Raw genomic sequence first — 16,236 nt, forward strand, 5'->3', positions numbered from 1 at the left:
CCGCGACCGGCAGGGAGTCGTCGCCCAGGGCCCGCGCCGCCCTGAGGACCGTCGTACGGGCCCGGCCCCTCGGCACCCCGGCCGCCGCACGCTCGTGGAGCCCGGTGCCCTCCTCCAGGACCAGCCCCACGTCGAGGCCGGCCGGGACCTTGATCCGTGCCGTCCGGCGCCAGGTGGTGACCGGGTCGCTCCAGGCCTCGACGGCGTACGTCCAGCGCCCCGGAGCGTCCGGGGTGACCTCGGCGCCCCAAAGGTCGCTGCCCGGGGCGAGTTCACGCATCGGCGTCCACGGACCGCGCCGGCCCTTGGGCCCGCGCAGGACGACGTTGGCGGCCACCGCGTCATGGCCCTCCCGGAACACGGTCGCCGTCACCTGGAAGCTCTCCCCCGGGACCGCCTTGGCCGGGCGTCTGCCGCCCTCCACCGCGGGCCGCACGTCGCGGACCGGGATCCGGCCGATGACAGGGGTCGGGCTCATTCGTCTCACCTTCGTTGGGCTCATGGCCGGGCTAACGGCCGGAGCGGCCGGGCGGTTCTGCGCCGGGTCATCCGTCCGGCCCGCAGCCGAATCTGTCGTCATGTGGTCCGCCGGGCCCGCCGCCCGGCTCCCGCTCCACCACCGGAACGGGTCCGCCGTCACGGCGTCGCCGGAGCGAGCCGGGCCACCGCCCGGCCCCCGCGCCGCGCGGCGCCGGCCGGCCGCGGCCGGCCGTCCTGCTCCTGCAAGTAGACGGCGAGCGTGGTGCGCAGATACCGCTCCGCCGCGTCCGCGGCCTCGCGCGCGCAGCGCTTTCCCATGAGCACACACAAGGTGTAACCCGAGTCCTCGAAGGTGGCCCGCACCGCGCGGTCGGCCGGGGAGGCGAGCATCACGCGCTCCCACGCCCGGTACCGCCGCAACTGCCTGGCGACCTCGGTCTTGGCCGGTAGCAGCATGACGCAGTCACCTTTCGGGCTCGATGAATGTTTCACTCATGGTGCACGCGCCGACACCCAGCGTCTTGTTGGATCTTCAATCACCCCGGAGTGCGCTCGTGTTGCACGAATGGACTAACAACCGCACTGTGGGAGGTGACTCAGAAGCGATCAGCGCTCACCCTCCGTATATTCGGCCCGCGGGGCCCCACGGAGCGGGAGCCTCGCCGGTGAGGAGCCAACGACGATGAAGACCGCAGTTCCCTGCTACTACCACCTCGACGTGGACGTCAGTCCGGAGCGTGTCGCACAGGTCGGCCGGATCCTGGCCGCCCATCTGAAGTACTGGGACCTCGAAACCCTCGTCGCCCCCGTCTGCGGGGGCGCCGGGATGCTGTTGACGGCCATCGACGAGAACGCGACGGACAAGTCCCTCTCGATCGAGATGTGGTGGAACGGCCAGCACCTGATCACGGCCGTCGGCGGCAACGACCGTGAGCTGCGTCCGGACCAGGATCTGCGGAGCTGCCTGGAGCGGATCGCCGCGATGAGCGACGGCTGGGGCTGCTGCGCCACCGCCACCGGCAGCAAGGTCATCTGGTTCTCGCAGCGCGCCCGTTCCGGCGAGCGCGTCCCGCTGGTGCCGACCGCGCCGTCGCCCAGCCTGCGCGAGGGGCGCCCGGTGCCCCGCGCACTCCCGGTGGCGGCGCTGGCCGCCCATGCGGCCGAGGAGCCCAGGGTCCTGGAGGCGGTTCGGTGACCTCACCGCCGTACCGGAAGGCAGGGGTGCCCGCGTGGAGCGGGCACCCCTACCCCCTGGGTGCCGACTTCGACGGGAAGGGCACCAACTTCGCGCTGTTCAGCGAGGTCGCCGAGCGGGTCGACCTGGTGCTCGTCGAGGACGACGACAGCCACCGGACCGTCCCGCTGACCGAGGTCGACGGTTTCGTCTGGCACGGCCACCTGCCCGGCGTCGGCCCCGGCCAGCGCTACGGCTACCGGGTGCACGGCCCCTGGGACCCGGCCGGCGGACACCGCTGCAACCCGGCGAAGCTGCTCCTGGACCCCTACGCACGCGCCGTCGACGGCCGGACCGACAACCACCCCTCCCTCTTCGAACGCGCCGGGGACGGCCCCGACCCCGCCGACAGCGCCGGGCACACCCTGCTCGGCGTGGTCACCGACCCCGCCTTCGACTGGGGCGACGACACCCCGCCCCGGCGCTCGTACGCCGACACGGTGATCTACGAGGCCCATGTCCGCGGACTCACCCGCACCCACCCCGAGGTCCCGCGCGCCCTGCGCGGCACCTACGCCGGTCTCGCCCACCCGGCCGTGACCGAGCACCTCACCTCGCTGGGCGTGACGGCGATCGAGCTGATGCCGGTCCACCAGTACGTGCAGGACGGCGTGCTCATCGACCGCGGCCTCTCCAACTACTGGGGCTACAACACGATCGGCTTCTTCGCGCCGCACCACGCCTACGCGGCCCACGGCACCCGGGGACAGCAGGTCACCGAGTTCAAGGAGATGGTGAAGGCGCTGCACGCGGCCGGCCTCGAGGTGATCCTCGACGTCGTCTACAACCACACCGCCGAGGGCAACCAGAAGGGCCCCACGCTCTCCTTCCGGGGCATCGACAACGCCTCGTACTACCGCCTGGTGGACGGCGACTGGTCGCACTACTACGACACCACCGGCACCGGCAACAGCCTGCTCATGCGCCACCCCTACGTGCTCCAGCTCATCATGGACTCGCTGCGCTACTGGGTGACCGAGATGCACGTCGACGGCTTCCGGTTCGACCTCGCGGCCACCCTGGCCCGGCAGTTCCACGAGGTGGACCGGCTCTCGGCGTTCTTCGACCTGATCCAGCAGGACCCGGTGATCAGCCGCGTCAAGCTGATCGCCGAGCCCTGGGACGTGGGCGAGGGCGGCTACCAGGTGGGCAACTTCCCGCCGCTGTGGTCGGAGTGGAACGGCAAGTACCGGGACGCCGTACGCGACTTCTGGCGGGCCGAGCCGCACTCCCTCGGTGAGTTCGCCTCCCGGCTGACCGGCTCCTCCGACCTGTACGCCCACACCAGGCGCCGGCCGCGCGCCAGCGTCAACTTCGTGACCGCGCACGACGGTTTCACCCTGCGCGACCTCGTCTCGTACAACCACAAGCACAACCAGGCCAACGGGGAGGACAACCGGGACGGCGAGAGCCACAACCGGTCCTGGAACTGCGGGGCGGAGGGCGAGACCGACGACCCGGCCGTCCTGGAACTGCGCGCCCGCCAGCAGCGCAACCTCCTCGCCACCCTGCTGCTCTCCCAGGGCATCCCGATGATCGGCCACGGCGACGAACTCGGCCGCACCCAGCGCGGCAACAACAACGCCTACTGCCAGGACAACAAGGTCTCCTGGGTCGACTGGCGGCTCACCGCGGAGCAGCGCCGGCTCACCGACTTCTGCCGCCGCCTGGTCGCCCTGCGCGCCGCCCACCCCGTGCTGCGCCGGCGCCGCTTCTTCCTCGGTGAGACCGTCACCCATGCCGGACAGCCCCTGCCCGACCTGGTCTGGCTCCAGCCGGACGCCCGCGAGATGCGCGATCGCGACTGGCTGCGCTCCGACGTCCACTGCGTGGGTGTCTTCCTCAACGGCGACGCCATCGCCGAACCCGACCCCCGCGGCCGCCCGGTGGTGGACGACTCCTTCCTCCTGCTCTTCAACAGCTACTGGGAACCGGTCCCCTTCCGCCTCCCCGGAGCGTCCTACGGCGAACGCTGGACGGTCTGTGCCGACACGGCGGAACCGGACGAACCCCGGGACGAGACGGAGCACAAGGCGGGCGGGGAGCTGACGCTGGAACCCCGCAGCCTGATCGTCCTGTCCCGCCCCCCACGCCGCTCGGAATGAAGGGGCCGCAGCGGCCCCTTCATTCCGAGCGGCGTGGGTACTGCGCGACAAGCCACCACGCACCCGCACCCGCAATCCGGCCCGCCCGCGGAGCGTCACCGCTGACGACGCGACGTCACCGTGAACTGCGCCCCGTCCGGATCCCGAAGAATCGCCTCCTCCTCCGCCTCCCGCAGCACACTCCCCCCGTGCTTCTCGGCAGCCCGAACGGCCCCCGGAACATCGCCGACGGCAAAATGCACCTGCCAGTGCGGCCGAATGGTGGGATCGGGCGCCGCCTCCAACGCCCCCGACTCGATCCGCGCCACGACATCGCCCCCGCTGCGCAGCACGACCTCGCCGCCCTCGTACCGCACCTCGCAGCACCCGGGCCGGTCCGTGGCCCAGTCGAGGATCTCGCCGTAGAAGATCGCGGAGTCGAAGGCGTCGCGGGTGTGGAGCCGGATGAAGGAGGGGGCGTCCTGCCGCCACGCCTCCCAGTTGCCGATCAGCTTGCCCTCCCAGACCCCGAAGGTCGCCCCCTCCCGGTCGGCCAGCAGTGCCGCCCGGCCCGGCGGCAGCGAGATCGGCCCCACCGCCACGGTCCCCCCGCGCTCCCGGGTCCGGGAGGCGGCCTCGTCGGCGCTGGGCACGGCGAAGTACGGCGTCCACGCCACCGCCATCTGCCACATCGCGGCGACGGCCGCGATCCCGGCGACCGGGACGTCGTCCACCAGTGCCGTACGGAAGTGGCTGCCCAGTGTGCCGCGCCGCCACCGCCAGCCGAGGACGGCCCCGTAGAACTCCTGGGTCGCCTCCAGATCGCGGCTGGTCAGGCTCACCCAGCAGGGCGCGCCGAACACGGAGTCGGTGGAGAGGACTTCCCTCGCACCGCGGGCTGAGGACGGGTGATCGTTCATGGGGGCTCGCGTTCCTGTCTCCCGGCCGACGGCCGGCGGCTCTCCTCCAGTGTCCGGCCCTACTCGGCGACGGCGCCTGCCGAGGACGCGGTGGCACGATGGAGTGGTGGCACGAGTACCGCGCGACCCCGGCGACGAAACGGCCCGGATCCTCCAGCTCCAGCAGGAGGTCGACCAGCTCAAGGAGGCGGTCGCCTCGCATGCCGTGGTGGACCAGGCGATCGGTGTGATCGTCGCGCTGGGACGGGTGACGCCGGACGAGGGCTGGGTGATCCTCCGGGAGGTCTCCCAGCACACCAACATCAAGCTGCGCAACGTCGCGGAGCTGATCCTCATCTGGGGGCGCAGCGGAGAGATGCCCGACCGGATCGGGGCCGAACTGGAGACTCTGCTGGACCAGCACGGCCCGACGCAGATCCCCGGCGCGCCGCCGTTGGAGTGAGCGCTCAGTGCGCCTGCGGCACGACCTCCTCGCGCAGTCGTGCGAAGCAGCTGCTCAGCAGCCGCGAGACGTGCATCTGCGAGATGCCGAGCCGCTCGGCGATGGTGTTCTGGGTCATGCCCTGGAAGAACCGCAGATAGAGGATGGTGCGCTCGCGCTCCGGAAGGGCCCGCAGACAGGGCGCCACGGCGACGCGGTCGACGACGGTGTCGTAGCCGGGGTCGGGTTCGCCGAGGGCGTCCGCGAGGGCGTAGCCGTCGGTGCCGGGCAGTTCGGCGTCCAGCGACAGCGCGGAGAAGCACTCCAGCGCCTCCGTGCCGGTGTGCACCTCCTCCTCGCTGAGCTGCGCGTACGCGGCGATCTCGGCGACGGTCGGCGCCCGGCCGGGGGTCGTCTGGGCGAGTTCCTTCGTGGCGTGCCGCACCCGGTTGCGCAGGTCCTGGACCCGGCGGGGCACGTGCAGCGTCCACATGTGGTCACGGAAGTGGCGCTTGATCTCCCCGGTGATCGTGGGCACCGCGTAGGCCTCGAAGGCGCGGCCGCGGCCGGGGTCGTAGTGGTCGACGGCCTTCACCAGTCCGAGGGCCGCGACCTGGTACAGGTCCTCCAGCGTCTCGCCGCGACCGCGGAAGCGGACGGCGATCCGCTCGGCCATCGGCAGCCACAACCGGACCAGTTCGTCCCGCAGCGCCCGGCGCTCCGGCCCGTCGGACAGGGCGGCCAGCCGCGCGAACGACTCGCTGGTGTCCGGGGCGTCGTGGTGGGGGTGCTGCCTGGTTCTGACGGTGGAACGCATCGCGCGCGCCTTCCGGACGGGGTTCGTGGGGGTGGAAGGGCACCGTGGGATGCACACGCGCGAACGGTTGGGCGATCGACCGGGGCGGCCCGCTCGGCGGGGTCCCACGGACGTGCCTCCTGTCCGAAGCACTCCTCTGCGGATTCCCACCGCAGAGTGTTATGAAACTATCAGCCCGCTTTTGTCCGGCTTTATTTTGACGTCCCATGGGGCCGATTACCTCTGACTCGGAGGTAATCTCGGCGGTGTGGACGAGGAGACCTTCCCGGAGGAGCTCGCCGACGCGCTCGTCGGCATCCAGCGGCTGCTGCGGCGCCGGCTGCGCGCCGGGCTGACCGTGCCCCGGCTGCGCGGCGCGGAGGTCGAACTGCTGCGGCTCGTCGAGTCCCGGCCCGGCATCGGGATCTCCGACGCCGCCAAGGAGCTGTACCTCGCGGGGAACTCCGTCTCGACCCTGGCCAACCAGCTGGTCAGGGACGGGTACCTGGTCCGGGAGACCGATCCCGCCGACCGGCGCGCCGCCCGGCTGCTGCTCACCGAGGCCGCCGAGACCCGGCTGCGGGCCTGGAAGGCGCGGCGTGCCGCGCTCGTCCGCCGGCATGTGACCGGGCTCGACGCCGCCGACCGGGAGGCCCTGCGCGCCGCCCTCCCGGCGCTGCGCTCGCTCGCCGTCAGTCTGCACGAGGAGGCCGAGGAATCATGACCGCCGAGGAGGCCGAGGAGGCCGAGGAGCTATGACCGCCGCCGTCACCTGTACCGCGCTCGCCCACGCCTTCGGGGACACCAGGGCCGTCGACGGGTTCGACCTCACCGTCTCCGAGGGCGAGGTCTTCGGCCTGCTCGGCCCCAACGGGGCGGGCAAGACCACCGCCATCCGCTGCATCACCACCCTGCTGCCCGTCCCGTCCGGCATGGTCGCGGTCTTCGGCCGGGACGCCGCCCGCGACCGCATGGCCGTACGACGGCTGCTCGGGTACGTCCCCCAGCAGCTCTCCGCCGACCAGAACCTCACCGGCCGGGAGAACGTCGTCCTGTTCGCCCGGGTCTTCGACGTGCCCCGCCGTGAACGCGCCGAACGCGTCGCCCAGTCCCTGGCCGCCGTCGACCTCACGGACGCCGCCGACCGGCTGGCCGGAACCTACTCCGGCGGCATGGTCCGCCGCCTCGAACTCGCCCAGGCCCTGGTCAGCGCACCCCGGCTGCTGATCCTCGACGAGCCGACCATCGGCCTCGACCCGATCGCCCGCACGGGTGTCTGGGAGCACATCACCGCCGTACGCGAGGCCACCGGCATGACCGTCCTGGTGACCACTCACCACATGGACGAGGCCGACCAGTACTGCGACCGGGTCGGGCTGATGCACCGCGGCCGCATCCGCGCCCTCGGCACGCCCGCCGAGCTGCGCCGCGGGCTCGGCGAGCGCCGCGGCCTCGCGCCCACGGACCCGCTGCCGAGCCTGGAGGACGTCTTCCGGGACGTCGCCGGCAGCGGCCTCGACGACACCTCAGGAGACTTCCGTGATGTCCGAAGCACCCGCCGCACCGCGCAGCGCGTCGGCTGACCGGGCCCACGAGCGGGGCATCGACCTGCTGCTGCGGCCGCCCGTACCGCGGGCCGGCTGGCGGGTGCTCCCGGCCCGGGTCGCCGCCCTGTGCGCCGTCGAACTCCAGAAGCTGAGCCACGACCGCACCGAGCTCTACACCCGGGCCGTGCAGCCCGCCCTCTGGCTGCTGATCTTCGGCCAGACCTTCAGCCGCATCCGGGCGATACCCACCGGCGGCATCCCCTACATCGACTATCTCGCGCCCGGCATCATCGCCCAGTCCGCGATGTTCATCGCCATCTTCTACGGCATCATGATCATCTGGGAGCGGGACGCCGGGGTCCTCAACAAACTCCTCGTCACCCCCACCCCGCGCTCGGCGCTGATCACCGGCAAGGCGTTCGCGGCCGGGGTGAAGTCACTGATCCAGGCCGTCGTGGTGATCCTCATCGCCGCCCTGCTCGGGGTCGCCCTGACCTGGAACCCGCTGAAGCTGCTCGGGGTCGCCGGGATCGTCGTGCTCGGCTCGGCGTTCTTCTCCTGTCTGTCCATGTCCATCGCGGGCATCGTCCTCAGCCGCGACCGGCTGATGGGCATCGGCCAGGCCATCACCATGCCGCTGTTCTTCGGCTCCAACGCCCTCTACCCGGTCGCGATCATGCCGGGCTGGCTCCAGGCGATCAGCAAGGTCAACCCGCTCAGCTACGAGGTGGACGCCCTGCGCGGTCTCCTCCTCGGCACGCCCGCGCACCTCGCGCTCGACTTCGGAGTGCTCGTCCTGGCCGCCGCGCTCGGCATCACCGCGGCCTCCGCACTGCTCGGCCGGCTGGCCCGCTGATGCCCCCCTGCCGACCCCGCTCGCTGATCTTGTCCGCGACGTGATGTGCGGCACGCCCGCGGACCGTCCCGTGGCGGCCGTCGGCGGATTCTTCCTGCGCACGGCTTGATCGACGATCAAAAGGGGTGAACCCCCTGGCCACAGCGCATTCCGCTCATTTGACAGTGCGCTGAGCACACGGATAGGAAGCAGCCGGTAGAAGTCGAGAGGTGGACTGTGGACGAGCCGAACGTGGTCGGGGACTGGCAGGAGTACGACGAGCATGCCGGTCTGCGGGTCCGTGTCCACCAGCTGGAGGAGTCGGAGCCGCCGAGGGGCCGCGACGACGCGGCCGAGGGGCTGACCTATTTCCGGCTGCGGGTGACCGTCGAGAACCGCGGCACGGGTCACTCCACGATCCACCTCGAGGACGGCCAGATCGACGTACGGATCGGGCCCGACGGCGACAGCGCGTTCATCGACTGGCGCAACTCGCAGTTCATCGAGGGCTTCGACGTCTACCCGCTGCGGCGCGCCACCGCCGTCCTCTACGCCGCAGGGCCCGAGGCCGCGCTCGGCCAGGTGGATGTGCAGATCCAGTTGCGGGTCGACGACGAGTGGGCCGACCGCCGGCTGTGGACCGGCGGTATCGGCCTCCAGGACGGGGCGCCGCCGACGGGGACGTGCCGGGACAGCCTGGCCCGCCAGGTGAGCAACTTCCTGCGGGACCAGGCCGCCGAGGAGGGCACCGCCTGAGGGTGCCCCGGGATCAGTGCGGGATGCCGTCGATGATCTCGCGGGCGCCCTGACGCAGCAGCGCCACCGCCACCGACGTACCGAGGGTCGCCGGGTCGAGCGGGCCCGCCCACTCGTGGGCGTTGAGCCGCACCTTGCCGTCGGGCGTGAAGACACAGGCCCGCAGGGACAGTTCACCGCTGCGGTCCACCCGGGCGAACCCGGCGATCGGGCTGTTGCAGTGCCCCTGGAGCACATGCAGGAACATGCGCTCCGCCGTGGCCTCCCGGTGGGTGGCCGGATCGCCGAGCCCGCTGACGGCGTCGATCAGCCCGGTGTCGCCCTCGCGGCACTGGAGCGCGAGGATGCCCGCGCCGATCGGCGGCATCATCGTCTCCGGCGACAGCACCTCGCTGATCACGTCCGTACGGCCGATGCGCTCCAGGCCGGACACCGCCAGCAGCAGCGCGTCCGCCTCGCCCGCCGCCAGCTTCTCCAGCCGCCGGTTGGCGTTGCCGCGGAACGGCACGCACTCCAGCTGCGGGTGGGTGGCGGCCAGCTGGGCGATCCGGCGCACCGAGGAGGTGCCGATCCGGGTCCCCTCCGGCAGTTCGTCGAGGGTGAGCCCGCCCGGGTGGATCAGGGCGTCGCGGATGTCGTCGCGCCTGAGGAACGCGGCGAACACCGTGCCCGCGGGCAGCGGCCGGTCCGCCGGCACGTCCTTGACGCAGTGCACCGCCAGATCCGCCTCACCGGCCAGCAGCGCCGCGTCCACCTCCTTGGTGAACGCGCCCTTGCCCTCGACCTGGGACAGATCCCCCATCCACTTGTCGCCGGTCGTCTTCACGGGGACGACCTCGGTGCGCACCCCGGGATGCAGGACGGCCAACTCGGCGCGGACTCGCTCCACCTGGGCCAGCGCCATGGGGGAGTCTCGGGACACGATGCGGATCAGCTCCGGAACGGACATGCGGGACACGATAGACCCTCGCGTCCCGCACTCCGCACCGCTTCCCGGTTTCCGGCCACGCGTCACGGTGTGAACCGTGGCCCGACGGGGTAGGAGGGATCGTCCTCCACCGCCGCTACGCGTTGGGGTCGAAGGTGATCCCCGACGGCTTCGCCGACGTCAGATGGGCCGTGAAGTTGGCGTCCTTGAGGCCGAAGTTGGCGCTGCCGAAGTCGTACGCGCTCAGCTTGTCGCGCAGGCCCGACGGGTAGCCGTTCCAGCCGACCAGCGGCGGGTACTGCCAGGTGTGCTTGTCGTTCTCCGGCGGCTCGTCGTTGGAGTTGCCCAGCCGGAAGCAGTGCGTGCTGATGCCGTCCTTGTGGTAGACGATCTTCGCGTGCGTGCCCTCGAAGCGCACCTCGGACACCGGGTGCACGGTGAACGAGCCGTGGTTGGACGTCGACACGTACTGGATGGCGCCGTTCTGCACCCAGACCACGACGTGCTCCCAGTCGTGCCGGTGTCCGCCGATGCTGCTGCCCGCGAGGGCCTGGTCCTTCTCGAAGTACAGGCCGTACATGTACGCGCACCAGCCGTTGTTGCACTTGTAGCGCGAGTAGCTGTTGGTGTTGTCCAGGTCGGACGCGTCATGGCAGTCGCCGCTGAGCGAACCGGTCGGCTTCAGCCCGCCGTTGATGGTGCCGTCCGGGCCGATGGCCGGGGTGGAGTAGCAGCCGTCCGTGTCGTAGTCGAACGCGGGCTGGTACGTCAGTTCGGCCGCCTCGGCGTTCTGCGGCAGCGCCGCGGGGGGAGCCGCGAAGGCGACCGAGGGGACGGCGAGCACCAGTGCGGCGGCACCGGTGAGTCCGGTGAGCCACCTCCTGCCGTGGGCCTTGAACGTAGATGACGACACTGCGTCCTCCTCGGGGATCCGGGCGCAGCCGAACGGCTGTGGGGAAGGGGGGAGTTGAAGGAAGCTCAGCTTCCACGGTTTTCCCTCCCAAGCCAAGGGGTCGCAGGCGTATCAGTGGTGAAGCACAGCCCAACAGTTGGCCATTCGGTGCCGTGTCAGGCGGAGTTGTCCGGAAGGTCGGCCGCCGACTCCTCGGGGGTGAGGTCGGTGCGCAGCCGCAGCCAGGAGGGCTGGCGCAGCAGCCCGGCCCTCGTCCGGGTGCTGTAGCGGACCTCGCCCACCAGCCGGGGCGCCACCCAATGAGCGCCGGGAGCCGGGGGAACGGGGTCGAAGGGGCACACCTCGGCGACCTCGGCCCGCAGCAGCGCGGCGAGTTCGGTGCGCTCGGCCTCGCTCCAGCCGGTGCCCACACTGCCGACGTACCGCAGGGCACCCGTGCCGCTCCGCTGTCCGACGAGGACCGCCCCGGGCAGCCCGGTCAGCCGTCCCTTCCCCGGCGACCAGCCGCCGACCAGCACATCGGCGGTACGCATGTTGCGGATCTTGATCCAGGCCCGGGAGCGCACCCCGGGCTCGTACACCGAGTCCAGCCGCTTGCAGACGAGACCCTCCAGACCGTGGACGCGGGTCGCCTCCAGGGCCTCGCGCCCGTGCCCGACGAGCGCGCTCGGCGTCGACCAGAACGGCCCCTCCAGGCCGAGCGCCTCCAGCCGCGCCCTGCGCCGCGCGTAGGGCATCCGCAGCAGCGGGTCCCCGCCGAGGTGCATCACGTCGAACAGCACCAGGTGCACCGGAACCGCGGCCGCCATCCGCGCCGCCCTGCCCGGCGCCCGCACCAGCCCCATCCGGGACTGGAGCAGCTGGAAGTCGGCCCGGCCCTGTGCGTCCGGCGCCAGCACCTCCCCGTCCAGCACGGCGGCCGTCGCCCCCAGCGCCGCGCCCAGCGGCCGCAGCTCCGGATAGGCCCCGGTGATGTCCTCGCCCGACCGGGCCCGCAGCCGGAGCGTCCCGTCCCCGGGGAGGTACAGCACGGCCCGCTGCCCGTCCTGTTTGGTCTCGTAGGCCCAGCGTGCGTCCTGGGCGACCGGCGGCAGCCCGCCGGGCGTGGCGAGCATGGGTGGGATGAGAGGGAGCGTCACGGGTGAGGTGTCGACCCCCGCGCCCCGCGGCACGCGCCCGGGGCGGCGGTTTCCCCCCAACGGCGGCTCAGTCGCCCGAACAGCCGAAGACGCCGAGGTGGCTCGGCCGGTCGCCGGTGTAGAGCAGGACGTACCGGCCGGTCCAGCGCACCGCGGACTCCGCGCTCAGCGCGGGCCCGGAGTCGTACACCTCCCGGAACAGCTCCGGCGTGGGTCTGTGGCTGCCGAAGTGGTGTCTCACCCGGTCCGCGGCGAGCGGCCGCAGGGTGTTGCAGTCCTCGACGGCGTCTTCGTCCGGCGGTGCGCAGGTGGCGACGACATGCAGGATGTCGAGGATCGAGTGCGTCCCCTCCTCGCTCATGAACTCCGCGTCCGCCCAGAGCTCCTCCAGGCTCGCGTAGGTGCCGTCGGCGCCGTACTCCCGTGCGAACTCCTCGGTGTGCAGTGCCCTCAGGGTTTCCTCGACGCCGCCTGTGTACGGAGTGACGTAGTCCCAGCAACTCGCGCCCATGGCGCCCCCCTCGCGATCCGTGAACCGTCCCGTGATCGCCAAGGTAGGGCAGGGCACTGACATTGATGCTGATACTCAGGTCCCGGTGGCCGTGGCTCGGGCACTGACTGACGTCCAACGGGCCCCGGCCGTCAGCTCTCCGCGCCCGCCGGGGGCGGGGCCTGGACCAGGCCAGTCATGGGGTCCGTTCTCGGGGTACCGGGGTGTCGGGGTACAGGGGGAGCCGGGTGGTGACCTGGAAACCGCCCTCGGGGCGGTGCCCGGCCTGGAGCGCGCCGCCCACCGAACGGGCCCGCTCGCGCATGCCGGCCAGCAGGTGAGCATCGGGTTCTCCGGTCGGGCTGGTCCCAGGGTGGGCGGTGCCCGTCGCGGCCGACGGGCGGGGGAGCGGTCGGACAGGGGCCGCCTCCCCACCGTGGGGCCGCTCACCACACGCACGGCAGCTCCACGTCCACCACCGTCGGCCCGCCCACCGGGCTGGCGACCCGTACCGTCCCGTCGAGCGCGGCCACCCGGCGCCGCATCCCCAGCAGGCCCGAGCCCGCGCTCTCGTCGGCGCCCCCGCACCCCTCGTCCCGCACCCGCACGTTCAGCCCGGTCCGGGAGCGGGTCAGCACCACCTCGGCCTGCTCGGACCCGCTGTACTTGGCCGCGTTGGTGAGCGCCTCCGCGATCACGAAGTACGCGGCCGCCTCCACCGCGGCGGGCGCCCGTACCTCCTCCGGGAGCCCGTCGGCGCGGACGTCCACCCGCAGCCCGCTCGCCGCCGCGAGGGCCCGTACGGCCCCCACCAGCCCCCGGTCGGTGAGGATCGGCGGATGGATGGCGCGCACCACGTGCCGCAGTTCGGTCAGCGCCTCCTCGGCCTGGTCCTGCGCGTCGGCGAGCAGCCTGCGCGCGGCGTCGGGGTCGGCGCCGTACGCCCGCTGGGCCAGCCCGATCCGCATCGACAGGGCGACCAGGCGGGCCTGGGCGCCGTCGTGCAGGTCCCGTTCGATGCGCCGCAGCTCGGCGCCGTGCGCGGCCACCGCGTCCGCCCGGGTCGTGGTGAGGTGCTCGACCCGCCGGGCCAGCATTGCCTTGGGCGAGGGCCGCAGCAGCGCCGCCGACCAGGCCGCCTCGACGTCGGCCAGCCGGACGATCAGCGGCAGGACGAGCGCCGGGCGGCCCAGCAGCCCGCTCCACACCCCGTCGACGACCAGTCCGAGCGCCCACAGCGGCAGCATCAGCACGGTCAGCCAGGGATAGGCGTAGTGCGCGGCCATCCAGCGCGCGTCGGTGAGGGTGCCGGGGTCGCGCACGGCGGTGCGCACCCGCTGCCGCACCGGACCGGTGAGCGGTGTGTACGCCTCGGGGATCTCCCGGCCGGTCCAGGAGGCCGTGAGCCGTCGCTTGGCCCCGGCGATCCGGCGGACCAGCAGCACGGTCTCGGGCAGCAGCCAGATCCCGACCACGGACAGCGCGCCGGTCGCGGTGATCAGCAGGACCGTGACGAAGATGTACGACCCGAAGGCCACGGCGGCGGTCAGAAGCAGGTGGACCGAGGCCCGCGCCGCCTGTCGCAGGGTCGCGCGCATGAAGTGCCGTTCCTGTCGTGGGGAGGGGCGGGGAGGAGGGGCGACGGGGCCGTGGCCGCCGGGCCGGGGAGGTCCGGCGGCCACGGCCGTGAGGCTCAGTCGTCCAGCGTGACGACGACCTTCTCCGCCGCGCCCGGCGTCAGCGTCAGCTCGAAGGCCCGGTCGGCCTCCGAGAACGGGACACGGTGGCTGATCAGCCGGGCGAACCGCTCCCGGTGCTCGACCAGCTCGGGCGTCACCTCGAAGATCTCGGTCGGGTAGCCCTGGGAGGCGATCAGGGTCAGCTCGCTGCGGAGCATGCCGCCCAGGTCGATCTCGGAGCCCTTCTTGTGGACCGCCACCATCACCAGCTTGGCACCCCACTTGGCGGAGTTCACCACGGTGTTGAACACCGCGGCCACACCCGCCGCGTCGAGGAAGACGTCCGTGCCCGGCCGGGGCTGGCCCAGGGCGTTGGCGCTCTGGCCGTGCAGCTCGGTCAGCCGCGCCGCCAGGTCCTCCTCCGCCGAGTTGACGACGGCGTCCGCACCCACGGCCAGTGCCTTCTCCAGCCGGGAGGGGATGACGTCGACGACCACCACGTGCTCCACGCCGCGCAGCTTCAGCCAGATCGCCGCGCCGAGGCCGATCGGGCCGGCGCCGAACACGACCACCTTGTCACCGGGCCCCGCCTCGGAACGGTTGACGGCGTGCCGCGCCACGGCCATCGGCTCGTTGAGCGAGGCCACGTCGAAGGGCACGGTGTCGGGGAAGACGGCGACGCTCCTGCCGACCTCGGCGTTCTCGATCAGCAGGAACTCGCTCATCCCGCCGTACTTCCCGCCGCAGCCGATGATGCCGGTGGGCGCGTCCTGCGGGTTGACGACCACCCGGTCGCCGATGTTCAGGCCCTCCACGTCGGATCCGAGCTCCACGATCTCACCGGCCGGCTCATGGCCGAGCGCCACCGGGACCATCTCGCCGCCCAGATGGGCGCGGGCGGGCATACCGCCCATGTGGAGGAACGTGACATCGGTGCCGCAGATGCCACAGGCACGGATCCGCACCAGGGCGTCCTTGGGGCCGGGCACGGGCCGCTCGACGTCGACGACCTCGATCTTGTCGACGCCACCGGTCCGGACGGACTTCATCGTGCTCATGGGGAGAACCTCTCTCAGGTGTCGCTTGTCGCTCATCGGTTATCGGTCATCGGTGGCGCACAACGGTGGTCACACGCCGAGGCGCTTCAGGACGGCGTCCGCCATGCCCTGTTCGCGCGCTCGTCGGGGTGGACGGAGGCGGCCGGGGCCGGCGGCACGCGGTTCGACCCGGCGCACTCGCCGGTCGGGCGGATCCACGCCGGTGGTGGTGTCCCCGGGCCCGGGCCGACCAGGGGGGAGTGCGTCGGCGGCCGGGCCCGGGGACCGGGCCGCTCCCCGTCCCCACGGGTGCGGCGCCGGGGGAGCCGCCTCCGCTCAAGGCGGCTCCGGTCCGGGTTGCTTGAGTTAGGCAAGCACATGTGGATTACTTGAGTCAAGCAAACGGAGAGATTTACTTGAGTTAGGCAAGTAGAAAGGTAAGGTGAGATCCATGTCCCCCTCACCGCCCGCCGTGGCGGCCGCCTCGCCCGCAGTGGTCGAGATCGAACGGTCCCTCACCCGCGTCGCCTATCTGAGCGTCCGCGCCCGTCAGCACGACCGGCTGGTCGCCATGGCGGGCGTACCGCTGGACCGGGCCGCCGTCGCGATGCTGCGCCGGATCGCCGAGCGCGACCCGCTGCGCCCGGGGGAGCTGGCCCAGGTGCTCGCCGTCCGGGCCTCGCACGTCACCCGCCAGGTGCAGCGGCTCCAGCAGGCCGGATACGTCACCCGGGTCCCCGATCCCGAGGACCCCCGTGCCCGGCGGATCCGCCTCACCGCGCTCGGTGAGGACGCCGTGGCCCGGCTCGGGGAGGCGGGCGCACGCGGCATGCAGATGGCCCTCGCCGACTGGTCCCCGGCCGAACTGCGGCTGTTCGCCCGGCTGGTGCGCCGGATGGCGGATGTCCTCCTGTCGCTGTCGGAGAAGACCGACCCGACCGCCCCCACCGACCCGACCGCCCCCACCGGCCCCGCCG

At 72.3% G+C, this 16,236-nt stretch carries 18 protein-coding genes and 1 pseudogene; 8 read left to right on the plus strand and 11 right to left on the minus strand.

The window, feature by feature from the left end; all coding sequences use genetic code 11:
* Positions 1-478 (minus strand): maltotransferase domain-containing protein (locus AQJ64_RS37625; protein WP_159060332.1); only part of this gene is annotated, 478 nt, incomplete at its 3' end.
* 158 nt (positions 479-636) lie between these two features.
* A complete protein-coding gene (locus tag AQJ64_RS37630; protein WP_055636730.1) occupies positions 637-936 on the minus strand; it encodes a DUF5133 domain-containing protein in 300 nt (99 codons plus the stop codon).
* 226 nt (positions 937-1,162) lie between these two features.
* On the opposite strand from AQJ64_RS37630, the gene AQJ64_RS37635 reads away from it, so the two are divergent.
* Positions 1,163-1,675: a hypothetical protein gene (locus AQJ64_RS37635; protein WP_055636729.1), complete on the plus strand. Its 513-nt coding sequence runs from the start codon at positions 1,163-1,165 to the stop codon at positions 1,673-1,675.
* Positions 1,676-1,701: 26 nt separating this feature from the next.
* Entirely contained in the window at positions 1,702-3,819 is a 2,118-nt protein-coding gene (gene glgX, locus AQJ64_RS37640) for a glycogen debranching protein GlgX (protein WP_055636734.1), read from the plus strand.
* Between the two features lie 95 nt (positions 3,820-3,914).
* Here glgX and AQJ64_RS37645 read toward each other — a convergent pair whose 3' ends face one another.
* Positions 3,915-4,718, minus strand: coding sequence for a VOC family protein (locus AQJ64_RS37645; protein ID WP_055636728.1), 804 nt, complete (start codon positions 4,716-4,718; stop codon positions 3,915-3,917).
* 106 nt (positions 4,719-4,824) lie between these two features.
* On the opposite strand from AQJ64_RS37645, the gene AQJ64_RS37650 reads away from it, so the two are divergent.
* Positions 4,825-5,160 (plus strand): ANTAR domain-containing protein, encoded by a 336-nt coding sequence (locus tag AQJ64_RS37650; protein ID WP_055636733.1) that lies wholly within the window; start codon positions 4,825-4,827, stop codon positions 5,158-5,160.
* 4 nt (positions 5,161-5,164) lie between these two features.
* Here the strand turns inward: AQJ64_RS37650 and AQJ64_RS37655 are convergent, their stop codons facing one another.
* Complete coding sequence (locus tag AQJ64_RS37655; protein ID WP_055636727.1) at positions 5,165-5,956, minus strand: RNA polymerase sigma factor SigF; 792 nt, start codon at positions 5,954-5,956, stop codon at positions 5,165-5,167.
* A gap of 247 nt (positions 5,957-6,203) precedes the next feature.
* Between AQJ64_RS37655 and AQJ64_RS37660 the strand changes: the two genes are divergently transcribed.
* The 4 genes from AQJ64_RS37660 (at position 6,204) to AQJ64_RS37675 (ending at position 9,073) form a co-directional block, all read left to right on the plus strand.
* Positions 6,204-6,659, plus strand: a complete 456-nt coding sequence (locus AQJ64_RS37660; RefSeq protein WP_055636726.1) for a MarR family winged helix-turn-helix transcriptional regulator — start codon at positions 6,204-6,206, stop codon at positions 6,657-6,659.
* A gap of 31 nt (positions 6,660-6,690) precedes the next feature.
* Positions 6,691-7,518, plus strand: a complete 828-nt coding sequence (locus tag AQJ64_RS37665; RefSeq protein ID WP_055636725.1) for an ABC transporter ATP-binding protein — start codon at positions 6,691-6,693, stop codon at positions 7,516-7,518.
* On the plus strand, positions 7,478-8,338 hold the full coding sequence (locus AQJ64_RS37670; RefSeq protein WP_055636724.1) for an ABC transporter permease: 861 nt from the start codon (positions 7,478-7,480) through the stop codon (positions 8,336-8,338). Before AQJ64_RS37665 ends, AQJ64_RS37670 begins: the two co-directional genes overlap by 41 nt.
* 216 nt (positions 8,339-8,554) lie before the next feature.
* A complete protein-coding gene (locus AQJ64_RS37675; protein WP_055636723.1) occupies positions 8,555-9,073 on the plus strand; it encodes a hypothetical protein in 519 nt (172 codons plus the stop codon).
* A 13-nt stretch (positions 9,074-9,086) separates the two neighbouring features.
* Here AQJ64_RS37675 and hemC read toward each other — a convergent pair whose 3' ends face one another.
* The 7 genes from hemC to AQJ64_RS37705 form a co-directional block, all read right to left on the minus strand.
* A complete protein-coding gene (hemC, locus tag AQJ64_RS37680) occupies positions 9,087-10,022 on the minus strand; it encodes a hydroxymethylbilane synthase (RefSeq protein WP_055636722.1) in 936 nt (311 codons plus the stop codon).
* Between the two features lie 115 nt (positions 10,023-10,137).
* On the minus strand, positions 10,138-10,914 hold the full coding sequence (locus AQJ64_RS37685) for an NPP1 family protein (protein ID WP_055636721.1): 777 nt from the start codon (positions 10,912-10,914) through the stop codon (positions 10,138-10,140).
* A 155-nt stretch (positions 10,915-11,069) separates the two neighbouring features.
* Positions 11,070-12,053: an ATP-dependent DNA ligase gene (locus AQJ64_RS37690; RefSeq protein WP_478078903.1), complete on the minus strand. Its 984-nt coding sequence runs from the start codon at positions 12,051-12,053 to the stop codon at positions 11,070-11,072.
* Between the two features lie 67 nt (positions 12,054-12,120).
* Positions 12,121-12,564 (minus strand): hypothetical protein, encoded by a 444-nt coding sequence (locus AQJ64_RS37695; RefSeq protein WP_055636719.1) that lies wholly within the window; start codon positions 12,562-12,564, stop codon positions 12,121-12,123.
* A gap of 175 nt (positions 12,565-12,739) precedes the next feature.
* Positions 12,740-12,868 (minus strand): ATP-binding protein, encoded by a 129-nt coding sequence (locus AQJ64_RS48630; protein WP_420876563.1) that lies wholly within the window; start codon positions 12,866-12,868, stop codon positions 12,740-12,742.
* A gap of 121 nt (positions 12,869-12,989) precedes the next feature.
* Positions 12,990-14,141, minus strand: a complete 1,152-nt coding sequence (locus tag AQJ64_RS37700) for a sensor histidine kinase (protein ID WP_059203367.1) — start codon at positions 14,139-14,141, stop codon at positions 12,990-12,992.
* Positions 14,142-14,236: 95 nt separating this feature from the next.
* Positions 14,237-15,280, minus strand: a complete 1,044-nt coding sequence (locus AQJ64_RS37705; protein ID WP_055639128.1) for a zinc-dependent alcohol dehydrogenase — start codon at positions 15,278-15,280, stop codon at positions 14,237-14,239.
* Positions 15,281-15,710: 430 nt separating this feature from the next.
* Between AQJ64_RS37705 and AQJ64_RS49340 the strand changes: the two are divergent.
* Positions 15,711-16,208, plus strand: a pseudogene (locus AQJ64_RS49340) (MarR family winged helix-turn-helix transcriptional regulator); the annotation flags it as partial.
* Between the last annotated feature and the right edge of the window lie 28 nt (positions 16,209-16,236).

This window comes from Streptomyces griseoruber (assembly GCF_001514205.1).
Taxonomy (GTDB): Bacteria; Actinomycetota; Actinomycetes; order Streptomycetales; family Streptomycetaceae; genus Streptomyces; species Streptomyces griseoruber.

Excerpts from the sequence above, each read along its gene's own strand:
- AQJ64_RS37630 (WP_055636730.1), bottom strand. The coding sequence starts at position 936 with ATGCTGCTACCGGCCAAGACCGAGGTCGCCAGGCAGTTGCGGCGGTAC.
- AQJ64_RS37635 (WP_055636729.1), top strand. The coding sequence starts at position 1,163 with ATGAAGACCGCAGTTCCCTGCTACTACCACCTCGACGTGGACGTCAGT.
- AQJ64_RS37645 (WP_055636728.1), bottom strand. The coding sequence starts at position 4,718 with ATGAACGATCACCCGTCCTCAGCCCGCGGTGCGAGGGAAGTCCTCTCC.
- AQJ64_RS37655 (WP_055636727.1), bottom strand. The coding sequence starts at position 5,956 with ATGCGTTCCACCGTCAGAACCAGGCAGCACCCCCACCACGACGCCCCG.
- AQJ64_RS37665 (WP_055636725.1), top strand. The coding sequence starts at position 6,691 with ATGACCGCCGCCGTCACCTGTACCGCGCTCGCCCACGCCTTCGGGGAC.
- AQJ64_RS37670 (WP_055636724.1), top strand. The coding sequence starts at position 7,478 with ATGTCCGAAGCACCCGCCGCACCGCGCAGCGCGTCGGCTGACCGGGCC.
- hemC (WP_055636722.1), bottom strand. The coding sequence starts at position 10,022 with ATGTCCGTTCCGGAGCTGATCCGCATCGTGTCCCGAGACTCCCCCATG.
- AQJ64_RS37695 (WP_055636719.1), bottom strand. The coding sequence starts at position 12,564 with ATGGGCGCGAGTTGCTGGGACTACGTCACTCCGTACACAGGCGGCGTC.
- AQJ64_RS48630 (WP_420876563.1), bottom strand. The coding sequence starts at position 12,868 with ATGCGCGAGCGGGCCCGTTCGGTGGGCGGCGCGCTCCAGGCCGGGCAC.
- AQJ64_RS37700 (WP_059203367.1), bottom strand. The coding sequence starts at position 14,141 with ATGCGCGCGACCCTGCGACAGGCGGCGCGGGCCTCGGTCCACCTGCTT.
- AQJ64_RS37705 (WP_055639128.1), bottom strand. The coding sequence starts at position 15,280 with ATGAGCACGATGAAGTCCGTCCGGACCGGTGGCGTCGACAAGATCGAG.